Below are 12,198 nucleotides of genomic sequence, written 5' to 3' on the forward strand. Positions count from 1 at the left end.
CCAGATACCCACGAACTGAATCGAGCACCCGGTACGAGCCATGGACCAGATACCCACACCGAGCGACAATATCCCTCTTTCTCGGCGAGGAGGACTAGATACCCACATTTCACGCCGGGTCTTCCATAACTGTAGGAGCAACACTTGCTGAGCTAGTTACAGAAGGGACCGGATACCCACGCTCGAGGACCAGATGCCCACGCACTGCGGTGTGGCCGACGGGGCTGGGCGAAGGACCGGATACCCACGTCGTCCGCCTCCGCTTCTCGCGTCGTTGTGCGGACCAGATACCCACGCTCCGGACCAGCGCCCGACGGCCGCGGACCCGATACCCACGGCAACACGCCAACAAGCACCGACTGTGTGAGGCGTACCCGTGAAGAGACGACGGCAAGTGAGGACCAGATACCCACATACACGCAGTGGTCCGGCCGGCCGCGTCGTTGTTGTCGACGCGTGGGTATCTGGTCCTCACCGACATAGAGGAAGGGGCGGAGCACCCCATCAGGTGCTCCGCCCCTTCGAGCTCGCGGACTACTACTCCACCTGACGGCGCGGTTTCGTAGGTTCCACGTGCGGCTTGGACGGCCGCAGGATGAGGTACTCCTGAGTCGGCTCTACACGGGCCTCCGGGTAGATGATCTTGATGGCCTTCAGGTGCCCCTCGAACGCCGCCTTGAACTTGTGCGGCTGGGTGTACTGGGCGCCGAACTGCAGGTTCAGGTCGGCCCACTTGATGCGGGTTGGTGTGCGCAGGTAGAACATCCGATACGTGAGCCAGAGGTAGATGTCCATGCGCATCGCTGACTTGCCGAGCGCCTTCATCGCGTTCAAGTCGATGGGCACCGGGGACTTCACGATGGAGTCGTAGAACCGGTCAGAGAGGGTCACCTTCGACTGCCAGAGGCCGGCGTTGTCCTCCATGTCGTCCTTGCCGAACCAGAGGCGAACGCTGTCTGCGATGCGGAAGTACTCAATCGCTTCACCGTGCCCGTCTTCCTTAATTTCGAGGCCCTCGACGCTGAGGTTGGCGCCGAAAAGACGCTTTAGGCCGTCGGAGACACGCTTGTGGTCGCGGCCGCCGTGGTGGAGCCCGATCTTGGCCATGAACGCTTTCATGGACCGGCCCAGCTCGAGTTCCTTGCTCTGAGTGAGGACGGCCTCGGTCGCCATCCAGTTCATCGCCTGGCGAGGGAGGACTCCGTACGGGTACGCAGCGTGCCGCTCCCCCGTCGTGTGGTCGAGAAGGAGCGCCGGCTGCATCATCAGGGACACGTTGCCATTGCGGCGCTCCCAGTACGGGATGTTGCCCGGGTTTCGGTATGGCAGGGAAACCTGTGCCCAGAGCCTCGCTGAATAGCCGACGTCCATCGCATCATCGTCAGCACCTTCGAGGTTCGCGGCGTAGTTGACCAGTCGCAACGTGGTCTCGTCGATGCTGATCGGTGCCGCAACGGTGGACTTCGATGTCGCTTCCGTGTCGTTAAAGATCTCGTCACCCATGGGTGCCTCCGGGGCAGGTTGGAATGCAGGCGTCGCGCGCGAGCGCGGGTTCTCGTTGCGTCCCACCCGGCAGAGCGCACTATGCCTGGCGCTCCCCCGATCCGAGTTGGTGCTACAGCAACAGTGCTCGCGGACTACTTACCCACGCGGTAGCGGTCGCGGCGTGTCGGGATCTTGCCTCGGACGTCGCACATGCTGCTGCGGTCGGCATCCGATCGCCCCACGCTGCCCTCGCGCTACCGGTCCGACTGGATCGGTCGCCCGCGGGGCGCTTTCTTGCCCGACCGTGGGAACGGGTGACCGTTGTTGTACTGGTCCTGCAGCCGCTTCGTCTCAGCGTTGTAGATGGCGACGATGAGGTCCTTCGGGAACGGGTACCCCTCGAAGAGCTTCGCTGCCGCGTGAGCGGCGTTGAAGGCTTCCCGGTCTCCCTTCCGAATCTCGAACGTCACCTTAACGATGTCGTCGTCAGTGAGGTCTTCGGACGCCTCTCCGAGCCGCCGCGTGTACGGCGTGGACGGCCTGGAACGAGCCGGCTCCGCCACCTCGGGAGCCACGGCTCCCGAGGGCTCGGTCTCAGACTCCGATACCGTGCCCGACTCCGCCACCGGTGGGTTCTTGGTCTCGGCAACAACTGGCGTCGGCTCCGACGAACGCTCCTGAACTGCCACCCTGGTGGAGAGATCGGCTCCTTCTGGTGCTGGCGATGCCATCTGCTGTGGCCGCTGCCGAGCGGGACGTGGAGGCGGCGGCGCCACGGTCCGCTCCCCCGCAGACGGCTGCTCTTCTTCTGCGGTGACACGGGGGTTCCTGTTCGCACGCAGAAGCGTTGACGCGCCAGCATTACGCCGTGGCGGCGCCGGGATCTCGCGACCGCTCGCCTCAGACATTCGCAGACACCTCCGCGGCCCGCGCCGCCTCCTCTTCTTTCTCCGTGAGACGAACGATGAGCTCCTGCGTAACTGCGTAGAGGCTGTCAGCCACGCTCCCCGCAGACTGCGGCCCCGGAGCGACGTGCTTCACACCCCGCTTGATGGACTCGTACCACTTCTCCCCCGTCTTCACCTTCTTGTCGAGCTCGTGAACCAGGAGTCGCTTTTCACGCGTTGCCTTCGCCGTCGAGCCGGAGTGACGCACGTACGTTTCGAACACGCTTGCGCGAGCCTCTTCTCCCCCGAGCGCTTGGACCACAGATTCAGCAAAGTCACGACGGACCACCGTCTCGCTCGCGCTCGAGTCGAAGTTCACCACACCTAGAAGATCCACCTCCGGGTTGATGTCGATGACCTTGTCGAGGCGTTCGGCCGTCAGGGTTAGCCCCTGGTAGCTCGCCTCGTCGGCCTTTGCTGGGATGAGGATGTATCTGGCTGCGGCCACCGCGATCGACTGGATGATGTCAGTGTTGGGCGGGCAATCCAGAAGAATGAGGTCGTACTGGTCGCCGATCTTCGCTAACGCCGACGCGAGGCTGAGCCGGGCCCGAGTGGCGGCTTCGCCAGACTGCCCGAACTGCTGCGCGAGGCTGGTGTTGATGTACTCCACCAGCCGTCCACCCGGGACGACCTCAACGTTGGGGCGGACCTCGATGGGCTGAAGCAGATCCCCATACAGGAGTGCCTTTGAGAGGCCCGCACCATCGTCGTCACGGTCAGTGCCGTGGTAGCCAAAGTCGAGGCCCAGGTTCCCCTGAGGGTCAAGGTCGACGACGAGAACGCGCCAATTCCCCTCCCCCATGATCCCGGCGACGTTCGCGCACAGGGTCGTCTTGCCTACGCCGCCCTTGTTGTTGATGACGGCGACAACTCGTTGGAGGTTGGTTCGGTCGATGCTGGAAGCCATCAGGCTGATTCTCCTTCGTTAGGGACCCTCGCTAACTGGTGACGCTGGTAGTCCTGGCGAGGCTGGGCACGCGTCAACACTCGCTTGTAGTCCAATGTAGCGGTTTGCTCCGCATGCTGGTGTGACCAGCGTCGCCAACGTGCCCGGTTTGGCTTAACCGGCGGTTAAGCCGTTACCAGCAGGGCCGGTTTGCGCTAACTGGCGCTGCGCCAGATTGCTGGCGGTACCAGTGTTTCCGGTGTCACCAGTTTGACACGGTCGGCGTGCGGGCAGGCGTCAGTGCAGATGGAAGCGATGGTGCAACCGGCGGTGCTGGTTAGCCCTAACTTGCACTGCCGGCGTCACCAGTTTGCACGAATTCGCCGCTGCGGGGCATACGGGGGAGTCCGTAGGTGATCACCTTGAAGTGGGTGTATCGCTGCGCAGAGCGGCACACAGCCGCCATTCCGAGCACCCGCCATGTGGAACACGTACCCCTGCTCCGCTTTCTGGGCGATGCCGCCACGGCGTCAGTCTCCGGCGTTACCGGCGTTACCGGCGTTACCGGCTTCACCAGCGGTACCGGCGTTCCAGGTAACGCCAGCATCACCAGTTAGCGAGGGCTGCACCGTGTCGCCTCTAGCAATGCCGCACGACAGAACGTGAGGGATGAGCTGGTGACCAGTCCTGCGAGGTCTTTCTGGTCCGTTGACGTAGTTGCTGTCGGGAGGGACTCGGCAACGAGGGACCGGAGGGCTGGACAGAAGACCTCGCGAGGTCTGTGTCGGGTCAGCGAACCTCCGGATCTTGCCTCGGCACCACTCGTTCCACCGGGAGTCGACGACTGAGAAGCGGAGCGCGGAGTCGAACGAAGACGTCGCCTCCAGGGACGGGGAAGAAGTCCGATCGATCAGTTAGGGGAGGGGACGTCTCGCGGCTTCTATCGCAGTGCACGGAGAGCTGCGGCGACCCGTGCACGCAGAGACATGCTGCGTTTCCCGTGTTACAGCGCCTCGAGGTCGTCGATGCGGCGTTGCGTGGTCTTCAGGCCCCGAGTGAGGTCGTCTGCGGCGACGCGTGCGATCGCCCCTGACAAGGAGAGTTCGACCACCCACTGGGGTAGTCGAGTGGGCGGACGGTGGAACAGGGCCGGCAGCAGTAGCTCACCGATGGTGACGGCGAGCAAGCCGTATGTCGCTGCTGGTGCCGCGATCGCGAGCCCGGTGTTCACGAGGAGCACAAGGGCAACGTAACCTGCGAACGAGAGTCCGCGAGTCCAGAGCCGGCTTGCACGGGTTGGGGCTTCGATGGTGCCGGCGTTGATCTGCAGAAGCATCAGCAGTCCGGCTGACGTACCGATCACTCCGACGAGGAACCCCGCCATGAAGCCTCGCCCGACGATGAGTTGCACGACGCACCCGGTCACGATCCCGGCGACGACGCCGTAGCCGATGGTGACCAAGTGGGCGGTCCAGATGTTTTTGCTTGGTCGCGGAAGCGCACCGAGACGCTGAACGGTGATGTCTCTTGCCTGACGTGCGGCGCCGAGTTGAACATGGTGGGCGGGGACGATGAAGCGGCCGACCTCGAGGCCGAGCACCCAGCAGAGGATCACCATCGGAATCACCACGACCAACGCCGGCAGACGGTGTGGATTAACGAAGGTCGCCGCGACTGCGAACGTCCCGAGTGTGAGCGCTGATGCCGCAAGGAGGACGCCGAATGCTCCGACGCTCCGACGGATCCTGCGGCGGTGCTCACTGTCGGTGAACGCGGCTTGCCCGCCGATGGAGATGCCGTAGAGCACCAGCGTGACCGTGGAGTACGTGAGCAACGCATTCACCGTGGTGTCGCCTAGTGCGACGCCCCACTCCGGCATCCACGTAAACGTCGGTGTTGACGATCGGCTCTGGTCGGGGAGGCTGCCCGCGATCATGCCCCCAATCCAGAAGATGCCGACCAGGAAGCTCAAAGTGATGGCGTACACGGCTCGTCGGGGGATCGGGAGGCTCTCGGGTTCATCAACTGAGGTGTCTGCTGAAGGCATGCTTCACCGTCCCGACAACCGCCGACATTCCGTAACCCGGTGCCGGCTGGTCGCTTCCACCCCCGCCAAGACGTTCCGAGAAGCACCATTATCGGAACTGATCGGCTGGTCGCATGTGGCCGGATTGGCCCAGCGGTCGGCGCACGGCCCGTGTGCGCGTGCGTGTCTGCGGGGGTTCGGGGCAGGGTGGGGTGGACTGTGCGCATGCCGCCTCGTGTCCCGAAGCTCCCGTCCATGGTGTCGGTGCACGGGCACCGGCTGCAGCTTGAGTTGGTTCCGTCGCAGACGGCGCGGAAGACGTGGCATGTCGCTGAGCAGCTCGGCGCGCACCTGGTGGGGCAGCCGCCACTGCATTACGAGGGCGGCGCGTTCAGCACGGACCCCTCGACGGGCACGATCACCGATGCTGACTGGGGTGTCGTGCTGATGCGGGCGTTCGGGCGCAGCTGGTCACCGCCGAAGTGATCCGCCCGCAGAACAGCTCACCGCCACGCCGAGGGTGCCTGGCGTAGCGGTGAGCTGTTGTGGGGTCTTGCGGATGTTGTCGGTTCAGTAGCTGTAGGACGGTGCGTTCGCGGCGGCGGCGAAGATGACGATCGCGAAGACGATGGACAGCACGATCGACAGGGCGCTGATGATGATGCCGGCGAGAGCGAGCCCGCGGCCACGTTCACCGGTGCGCTTGATCTGCGTGAGCGCGATGATCGACACGACCAGCCCGCCAATGCTGACCACGAACGCGAGGACGAATCCGACGATCGCGAGGACGCTGTACCGGTCCGACTGACCCGGCGACTGCTGGTAGGGCTGCGCGTTGCTGTTGTAGGGGTTGGGATGGGAGGGCGTGGCGTCGCTCATCGCGTCGCGTCCTTTCATGATGGGATATCCACGATCTCCACCGTCCGGAAACGGTGGAGATCTCGAGGGCGCAGGGCCTTGCGCGAGTCTTAGCATGGCGGTTCTGTTGCTGGCGCGCACATCGTGTTTTTCGCACCGGAGTGCTACACAAGAGGGCATGGCACAGAAAGTCACCACTCACCTCATTGACGACCTCACCGGCGACACCATCGAGCACGGCGGCAAGAACGTCACGTTCTCGTTCGATGGCAGCCACTACGAGATCGATCTGTCCGACGACAACGCGGACGCGCTGCGCGAGGTGTTCTCGGACTACGTCGCTGCGGCTCGGAAAGTCTCGAGCCGTGGTGGTCGCGGATCCGGGACTGCGCAGCGCAGCAATCCGGACGAGCTGGCGAAGATCCGCGAGTGGGCGGCAGCGAACGGCCACGACGTCGCGCCGCGGGGCCGGATCAGCCAGGCCGTGAAGGACGCGTACGACGCTGCCCACTAGCAACGCCTGCTCTGCTCTGGTTACGCTCGCGTTGAGCTCAGTCACTGGGGCTCCGGCCGGGCTGTCACGACACTGACCGCCCGGCCGTTCCCGCAGCATCGTGACAAGGTGTTGCCCGTCGACGGGCTGAACCCAAGGATCGACTATCGAGACGCGAAGCTGCGCCGGTGGTAGACCAGGGATTCGTCACGGTCGACCTCGACGAAACCGTTCTTCATCAAGACCTGTTGCGACGCGATGTTCTCGAGGTCGGTGTCCGCGACCGCGATGCGAGCACCCCACGAAGATGCATGGTCGAGCGCCAACCGAACCGCTTCGGTTGCAAGACCTGCCCCACGCGCCGACGAGACGAGGCCATAACCGAACTCCGCCTGGCCTGTCGCATCCGGCGGACCGAAAAAACCGAAGCCTCCGACTGCTCTCCCATCCTCAGCCCGCCGAACCAAGTACATCGTGAACGGTGAGTTCGTCGGTTCAGCAGCCGAGAGGGACTCCAGCGGGTTGAGCTCATCCTCCAAGGGATACTCGCGGTGCCAGTCGTCTCCAGGCAACTCATCCCGCTCAATGATCCGCCGGGCGAGGTCCGGTGAAATCGGCTCCAGCGAGAGGCGAGCACTTCGAAGAATCATCAGCCGATCATCCCATCGAGCTCGCGTCCGTCTGCCGATCCGCTACCGGTGAGGCGCGCGCAGACGCCGCGCTCGTCCGGCAGTTAATCCGCTATTGCAGTGCCTCGGCTTCGCCCGCAGCGGACACATGACCCGAGGTGTTGTTTGCCCGCTTGACTGTGGTCATGCGAGCACTGGTGCTGGGTGGGACTGGATGGTTGGGGCATGCGATCGTTCGAGATCTCGTCGCGGAGGGGGCCGATGTCACTTGCCTCGCGCGTGGCGAGTCAGGTGACGTGCCCGAGGGTGCGCATCTGATCCAGGTAGATCGGCGAGCAGCCGGAGCCTACGAGCCGGTCAGTGGTGAGTGGGACGAGGTGATCGAGCTCTCGTGCGAGCCCGACCTCGTCGAGCCGGCCCTCGACGTGCTTGCTGACGGCGCCGCTCACTGGACGCTCGTGTCGACGGTTTCCGTGTACGCCTCGAACGACGAACCGGATGCCGACGAGTCCGCGTCGCTCGTGGAGCCAGTGGACCTGACGGAGTACGCGGACGCCAAGGTCGCCGCCGAGCGCAGCAGCGCGGCACGCGTGGGGTCTCGTCTCCTGATCGCACGGCCCGGCCTGATCGTCGGCCCCGGCGACCCGAGTGACCGGTTTGGGTACTGGCCCGCGCGATTCAGCCGTGGCGGACCGACTCTCGTCCCTATGAGCGAAGGCCGTTTCGTTCAGGTCATCGATGTCGCCGATCTGGCGACCTGGATCGGCGGCGCGGGCCGTGCGGGATCGACCGGGGTCGTGAACGCGGTCGGAGACGTGGTGGCGATGAGTGAGTTCTTCCGCCGTGTGATGGATGTCACTGGCTACGACGGTGAACTCGTGGAAGTCGAAGACGAGATGCTCCTCGCTCAGGGCGTTCACTACTGGGCGGGACCTCGGTCGCTGCCGCTGTGGCTGCCCCTCTCGGCTGCTTCGTTCGCGCGCCGTTCGGCACAAGCGTTCCAGGAAACAGGCGGCCGTGCGAGGTCACTCGAAGCGACAGTGACCGAAGTACTCGCGGGCGAACGCTCGCGGGGTGTGGACCGGCCACGCCGTTCAGGCCTCTCTGCATCCGAAGAGCACACCGTCCTCCTCAACGTCCGGTAGCCGATCGGCTAACGGACGTGGTTTGGCGTGCTGAAGGCTGGCCGGTAGAGGATCAGCTGATGGGCATGTTAGGCGTGCTGATTTTGGTGCATCCCCAATCGTTGATGGTCTGGCGAGGGTAGTTGCTCGAGCGGGTCGAGTTCGTGCGTGTCTGCGGCGACGTGGACCGGGGAGGGGGTGGACTGTGCGCATGCCGCCTCGTATCCCGAAGCTCCCGTCGACCGTTTCGGTGCATGGTCACCGTCTGCAGCTCGAGCTGGTGTCGTCGGAGACGTCCAGAAAGACGTGGACGGTCACCGAGCATCTCGGTTCCCACCGGGTGGGCCAGCCACCGTTGCAGTATGAGCGTGGCGAGTTCAGCACGGTCACGTCGACGGGAACGATCACTGACCCGGATTGGGGTGTGGTCCTCACGCGGGCGTTCGGTCGCAGCTGGTCGCCGCCGAAGTAGTGACTGACCAGGCAACTGTGCGGCGCCGTGATGAGCTCGTCGTAGCCGTGCGCTATCCCGATGCGGGGATTACGGTCGGTGCATGTCGACCTCGACGAGCCAGTTCGCAGCAGTGGGCATTGATGTTGGTGCGCAAAAGCCGGCGGTGGTCCGGGCGCTGGCATGTATAGAGTCGCGGTATCGGGGACGGTTGACGGCGCCCGAGATCGCGGCGGCGAGCGGCTATAGCAAGCGTGGTCTGCAGGGGGCGTTCGAGCGGGATCTGGGGATGTCGCCGTCGGTTGTGGTGCGGCTGTTGCGGATGCATCGGGCTCGACAGATGCTGCTCGCGAACCCGTATCGGTCGGTGATGACAGTCGCGGCTGAGGTCGGTGTCCCGCACTTCGGCCGGTTCTCCGGCTACTACCGTGCCCAGTACGGGGAGACGCCGTCCGAGACTGTTCGCGCAGCCCGCGATCAGCTTCCTCGCTGAACACGCCACCTGGCGCCGTCAGTCGGACGGGGTACTACGCGGTCCTGCGAGCAGTCACTGCTGCGCTGCCGCTGGTGTCGGTCGTGGCCGCAGTGAAGAAGTCGGCGTAGACGATCCCGGCCTGGCCGTGCAGGATCCGCCGGTGCACGAGCTGTGCGAGTTCGTCGGGGTGGTACATACCCCGACGGTGCCACTCCGCGGGATCCCGCCGCAGCTCCTCGAGCTCCGCTCTCGTGTCCACAGGATCCCCACTCCCGCCGTCGCGGTGCCCGTCGTATGCCGGGTCAGCATGGCGCTCCGCTTGTTCTGTCCGCGACCTGTTTCTTCGCCAGGTGCGCTTGGTGGATATCCGGCCGGCCCGGAGCGGCCCTACGACAGGGGTAGGCGGCTATTCCCCCTGTTGTGGGGCTCTCTAGGTTCCATCAGTCGTGTTTGAGTAGGCCTCACGGACGCGGACAGGGAACACCGCGGCCGGATCCGACACCGCGACATCGTCGCGCTGGGGGAATGTCTGGCTGTCTTCGGGTGACAGCCAGACACCCCGGTTCGGAGCAGTGGTCCTCTGTAGTGCCGACTTGTCCGCACATGCGCGTGCTCGCACGCTTGGTGGTGCGCCCCCTGTTCGGGTCAGGATGTGGCGTGTGCGGGATGTCGGCGGCGTTTGGTGCGTGGCCGACATCCCGAACTTCTCCCGGGGAACCGGACAGCAAGGTGCCGCCGGCACCACGTCGGTTCTATGCTGTGCGGAGCGCTCCGCGGCAGTGATGCTTGCGTGACACTCGTTTCCCGTTCGAGAGACTTGCCTTTCCTGCCTTGAGGCTGGTGGGGGAGTGCGCTATCCCGGGGGTGGCGGGATGACCCGAACGTTGCGTCGCCCCCGGGAACCACCAACGTCCCGCGGACCGCACTGAGCGGGGTCACTTCAGCAGCGCTGCGACGACCAGCGTGGCGGTACCGGTAGTGAGGGCACCGATGAGCGCCCACTGCCACCAACGCATGCGCGGGCTCCCGGGCGGCCGGCGAACCGGGGCGGGCTTCCGGCGGCGCGGTGAGGGCTTCGTCATCGACTGCACGGTACGAGGGCATGGTTGAGGCAGACTGTGGACAGCAGCTGGGTGGTTCCCGCTGTCAGCGGGGTGGGCTGCTACTGATCCGGTGTCTCACCCCGCGCTTCTCACAGACAAGGGACACCCCAATGAGCCATGAACATCCTGCCGGCGTGAGCGCGGTAGGGAGGTTCCGGGTGGTGCTGTCGTCTGATCGTCGGTCGGGGTGGTCGTTGCAGGAACGAGTGGAGCAGCTCGTCCGGGACGCCATCGCCGATGGCGTCCTTGTGGAGGGTGATCAGTTGCCGCCGTACCGAGTCGCCGCAGCAACGTCCGGGTTGAGCATCCACACGATCCTGAACGCGTACCGGGCACTGATAGTCGACGGTGTGGTGCGGTCGGTACCCGGTGACGGTTACTTCATCGCCGGCCCCGTCCGCTACCGCGACTTCTTCACCGCATCTGACGACCGACCATCGGTGCCGTCAGTGACAGCTGGGTAACCGACGGCGTAGGCAAGTGGGGTGGGGATGCCGTCTGGTAGACCATGCTCGCCAACGGCACACTGGCCCCCTTCCGGCAATGCGGGACGCCCGCCCGGGTGTTTCCTGGACGACACCCTGGCACCAGCACCGTCCGGATACCGCCCGGAAGAGGATCGCCTATCGGTCGCGGTTCGTTCCGCGAAGAGCGGATCGCCACAGTCTGAAGCCGGTGTAGATCAAGAGGGTGCCGAAGATGATGTTCAGAACCGCGAGCAGGACGTCGAGGTCTGGACGACTCAAGCGCACGATGGACGTCACGATGAAGATGAGCCCGAACACGATCGCACCTGTGCCCAGTACCTTCGCGCTTACGGTGTCCATTCGCTGAAGCTACTGCTGTTGACGCCGAAGTAGAACGGACCCCTTTGTGCCGAACTGGGGCGGACCCCTTCTGGGGTTGTTGAGCTTAGTTGTTCTCGGTCTGGTTGATGAGGTCGCGGCGGCCGTGGGTGCGGTAGGAATCGCCGGAGAGGGTGAGGACCTCGGCATGGTGGACGAGGCGGTCGATCATGGCTGACGCGACGACGTCGTCGCCGAAGGTCTCGCCCCACCGGCTGAATGGCAGGTTGCTGGTGACCATGATCGATCCCTGTTCGTAGCGGGACGCGACGAGTTGGAAGAAGAGGTTCGCGGCGTCTTGGTCGAACGGGATGTAGCCGATCTCGTCGACGATGATCAGCTTGTAGCGGCGGATCTTCTTCAGTTCGGCCTCGAGCTGGCCCTTGTGGTGCGCGGCCGCGAGACGGGCGATCCAGTTGTTCGCGGTGTCGAACAGGACCGAGTAGCCGGCGTGGGCGGCTTTCACGCCGAGGCCGATCGCGAGATGGGTTTTCCCGAGTCCGGGCGGGCCGAGCAGGATCACGTTCTCCTGTTTCGCGATGAACGTCGACGTCGCCAGGTGCGCGAGGACGTCGCGTCGGAGCGATGGGAGGTGGTCGAGGTTGAAGTCCTCGATCGTTTTCACCTGCGGGAAGTGCGCGGTCCGGATCCGCATGATCGTGCCAGCGGACTCCCGGTCCGCGACCTGCCGCTCGAGGACCGCGGCGAGGTATTCCTCGTGCGCCCAGTTGCTGTCCCTGGCGCGATCGGCGAGGTCTTCCCAGACCCGTCCGATCGTCGGGGTCTTCAACGCTCGGGCGAGGTAGGCGAGCTTGGAAGCGACCTGCTCGCTGTTCTTCGGGATCGGTGCGTCGGTCTGCGTCGTGGTTTTGC

At 64.7% G+C, this 12,198-nt stretch carries 16 protein-coding genes; 6 read left to right on the forward strand and 10 right to left on the reverse strand.

Annotated features, from left to right (window positions below):
* Positions 1–537: 537 nt before the first annotated feature.
* From ITJ69_RS17945 to ITJ69_RS17955, 3 genes are all read right to left on the reverse strand, one after another.
* Positions 538–1,503, reverse strand: coding sequence for a replication protein RepA (locus tag ITJ69_RS17945; RefSeq protein WP_194673560.1), 966 nt, complete (start codon positions 1,501–1,503; stop codon positions 538–540).
* A 236-nt stretch (positions 1,504–1,739) separates the two neighbouring features.
* Positions 1,740–2,111, reverse strand: coding sequence for a hypothetical protein (locus tag ITJ69_RS17950; protein WP_194673561.1), 372 nt, complete (start codon positions 2,109–2,111; stop codon positions 1,740–1,742).
* Positions 2,112–2,385: 274 nt separating this feature from the next.
* Complete coding sequence (locus ITJ69_RS17955) at positions 2,386–3,342, reverse strand: ParA family protein (protein ID WP_194673562.1); 957 nt, start codon at positions 3,340–3,342, stop codon at positions 2,386–2,388.
* Positions 3,343–3,734: 392 nt separating this feature from the next.
* Between ITJ69_RS17955 and ITJ69_RS20590 the strand changes: the two genes are divergently transcribed.
* Positions 3,735–3,938, forward strand: coding sequence for a hypothetical protein (locus ITJ69_RS20590; RefSeq protein WP_228506068.1), 204 nt, complete (start codon positions 3,735–3,737; stop codon positions 3,936–3,938).
* 386 nt (positions 3,939–4,324) lie between these two features.
* Here ITJ69_RS20590 and ITJ69_RS17960 read toward each other — a convergent pair whose 3' ends face one another.
* On the reverse strand, positions 4,325–5,368 hold the full coding sequence (locus tag ITJ69_RS17960; RefSeq protein WP_228506070.1) for a hypothetical protein: 1,044 nt from the start codon (positions 5,366–5,368) through the stop codon (positions 4,325–4,327).
* A gap of 234 nt (positions 5,369–5,602) precedes the next feature.
* Between ITJ69_RS17960 and ITJ69_RS17965 the strand changes: the two genes are divergently transcribed.
* Positions 5,603–5,833 carry a hypothetical protein gene (locus ITJ69_RS17965; RefSeq protein ID WP_194673564.1) on the forward strand — a complete coding sequence of 77 codons (231 nt, stop codon included), beginning with the start codon at positions 5,603–5,605 and terminating at the stop codon, positions 5,831–5,833.
* An 84-nt stretch (positions 5,834–5,917) separates the two neighbouring features.
* Here ITJ69_RS17965 and ITJ69_RS17970 read toward each other — a convergent pair whose 3' ends face one another.
* A complete protein-coding gene (locus ITJ69_RS17970; protein ID WP_194673565.1) occupies positions 5,918–6,226 on the reverse strand; it encodes a DUF4190 domain-containing protein in 309 nt (102 codons plus the stop codon).
* 157 nt (positions 6,227–6,383) lie between these two features.
* Between ITJ69_RS17970 and ITJ69_RS17975 the strand changes: the two genes are divergently transcribed.
* Complete coding sequence (locus ITJ69_RS17975) at positions 6,384–6,719, forward strand: histone-like nucleoid-structuring protein Lsr2 (RefSeq protein ID WP_194673566.1); 336 nt, start codon at positions 6,384–6,386, stop codon at positions 6,717–6,719.
* Between the two features lie 143 nt (positions 6,720–6,862).
* On the opposite strand, the gene ITJ69_RS17980 is transcribed toward ITJ69_RS17975, so the two are convergent.
* Complete coding sequence (locus ITJ69_RS17980; protein ID WP_194673567.1) at positions 6,863–7,348, reverse strand: GNAT family N-acetyltransferase; 486 nt, start codon at positions 7,346–7,348, stop codon at positions 6,863–6,865.
* A gap of 164 nt (positions 7,349–7,512) precedes the next feature.
* Between ITJ69_RS17980 and ITJ69_RS17985 the strand changes: the two genes are divergently transcribed.
* Together ITJ69_RS17985 and ITJ69_RS17990 are read left to right on the forward strand one after the other, a co-directional pair.
* The gene (locus ITJ69_RS17985; RefSeq protein ID WP_194673568.1) at positions 7,513–8,472 is read left to right on the forward strand and encodes an NAD-dependent epimerase/dehydratase family protein; all 960 of its coding nucleotides are present in this window, start codon (positions 7,513–7,515) and stop codon (positions 8,470–8,472) included.
* 533 nt (positions 8,473–9,005) lie between these two features.
* A complete protein-coding gene (locus ITJ69_RS17990) occupies positions 9,006–9,395 on the forward strand; it encodes a helix-turn-helix domain-containing protein (RefSeq protein ID WP_194673569.1) in 390 nt (129 codons plus the stop codon).
* 34 nt (positions 9,396–9,429) lie between these two features.
* Here the strand turns inward: ITJ69_RS17990 and ITJ69_RS17995 are convergent, their stop codons facing one another.
* Together ITJ69_RS17995 and ITJ69_RS18000 are read right to left on the reverse strand one after the other, a co-directional pair.
* Positions 9,430–9,573 carry a hypothetical protein gene (locus ITJ69_RS17995; RefSeq protein WP_194673570.1) on the reverse strand — a complete coding sequence of 48 codons (144 nt, stop codon included), beginning with the start codon at positions 9,571–9,573 and terminating at the stop codon, positions 9,430–9,432.
* A gap of 739 nt (positions 9,574–10,312) precedes the next feature.
* Positions 10,313–10,459, reverse strand: a complete 147-nt coding sequence (locus tag ITJ69_RS18000; RefSeq protein WP_194673571.1) for a hypothetical protein — start codon at positions 10,457–10,459, stop codon at positions 10,313–10,315.
* Between the two features lie 131 nt (positions 10,460–10,590).
* On the opposite strand from ITJ69_RS18000, the gene ITJ69_RS18005 reads away from it, so the two are divergent.
* A complete protein-coding gene (locus ITJ69_RS18005) occupies positions 10,591–10,944 on the forward strand; it encodes a GntR family transcriptional regulator (protein ID WP_228506078.1) in 354 nt (117 codons plus the stop codon).
* Between the two features lie 159 nt (positions 10,945–11,103).
* Here ITJ69_RS18005 and ITJ69_RS18010 read toward each other — a convergent pair whose 3' ends face one another.
* Positions 11,104–11,307, reverse strand: a complete 204-nt coding sequence (locus ITJ69_RS18010) for a hypothetical protein (protein ID WP_194673573.1) — start codon at positions 11,305–11,307, stop codon at positions 11,104–11,106.
* Between the two features lie 85 nt (positions 11,308–11,392).
* Positions 11,393–12,169, reverse strand: a complete 777-nt coding sequence (gene istB / locus ITJ69_RS18015) for an IS21-like element helper ATPase IstB (protein WP_194673574.1) — start codon at positions 12,167–12,169, stop codon at positions 11,393–11,395.
* Positions 12,170–12,198 lie beyond the last annotated feature (29 nt).

This window comes from Curtobacterium sp. VKM Ac-2887, from assembly GCF_015350935.1.
GTDB lineage: Bacteria > Actinomycetota > Actinomycetes > Actinomycetales > Microbacteriaceae > Curtobacterium.

Coding starts and splice junctions, on each gene's coding strand:
- ITJ69_RS17970 (WP_194673565.1), bottom strand. CDS start 6,226: ATGAGCGACGCCACGCCCTCCCATCCCAACCCCTACAACAGCAACGCG.
- ITJ69_RS17975 (WP_194673566.1), top strand. CDS start 6,384: ATGGCACAGAAAGTCACCACTCACCTCATTGACGACCTCACCGGCGAC.
- ITJ69_RS17995 (WP_194673570.1), bottom strand. CDS start 9,573: ATGTACCACCCCGACGAACTCGCACAGCTCGTGCACCGGCGGATCCTG.
- ITJ69_RS17955 (WP_194673562.1), bottom strand. CDS start 3,342: ATGGCTTCCAGCATCGACCGAACCAACCTCCAACGAGTTGTCGCCGTC.
- ITJ69_RS17945 (WP_194673560.1), bottom strand. CDS start 1,503: ATGGGTGACGAGATCTTTAACGACACGGAAGCGACATCGAAGTCCACC.
- ITJ69_RS17965 (WP_194673564.1), top strand. CDS start 5,603: ATGGTGTCGGTGCACGGGCACCGGCTGCAGCTTGAGTTGGTTCCGTCG.
- ITJ69_RS18000 (WP_194673571.1), bottom strand. CDS start 10,459: ATGACGAAGCCCTCACCGCGCCGCCGGAAGCCCGCCCCGGTTCGCCGG.
- ITJ69_RS17960 (WP_228506070.1), bottom strand. CDS start 5,368: ATGCCTTCAGCAGACACCTCAGTTGATGAACCCGAGAGCCTCCCGATC.
- ITJ69_RS18010 (WP_194673573.1), bottom strand. CDS start 11,307: ATGGACACCGTAAGCGCGAAGGTACTGGGCACAGGTGCGATCGTGTTC.
- ITJ69_RS17985 (WP_194673568.1), top strand. CDS start 7,513: ATGCGAGCACTGGTGCTGGGTGGGACTGGATGGTTGGGGCATGCGATC.
- ITJ69_RS18005 (WP_228506078.1), top strand. CDS start 10,591: ATGAGCCATGAACATCCTGCCGGCGTGAGCGCGGTAGGGAGGTTCCGG.
- ITJ69_RS17980 (WP_194673567.1), bottom strand. CDS start 7,348: ATGATTCTTCGAAGTGCTCGCCTCTCGCTGGAGCCGATTTCACCGGAC.
- ITJ69_RS17990 (WP_194673569.1), top strand. CDS start 9,006: ATGTCGACCTCGACGAGCCAGTTCGCAGCAGTGGGCATTGATGTTGGT.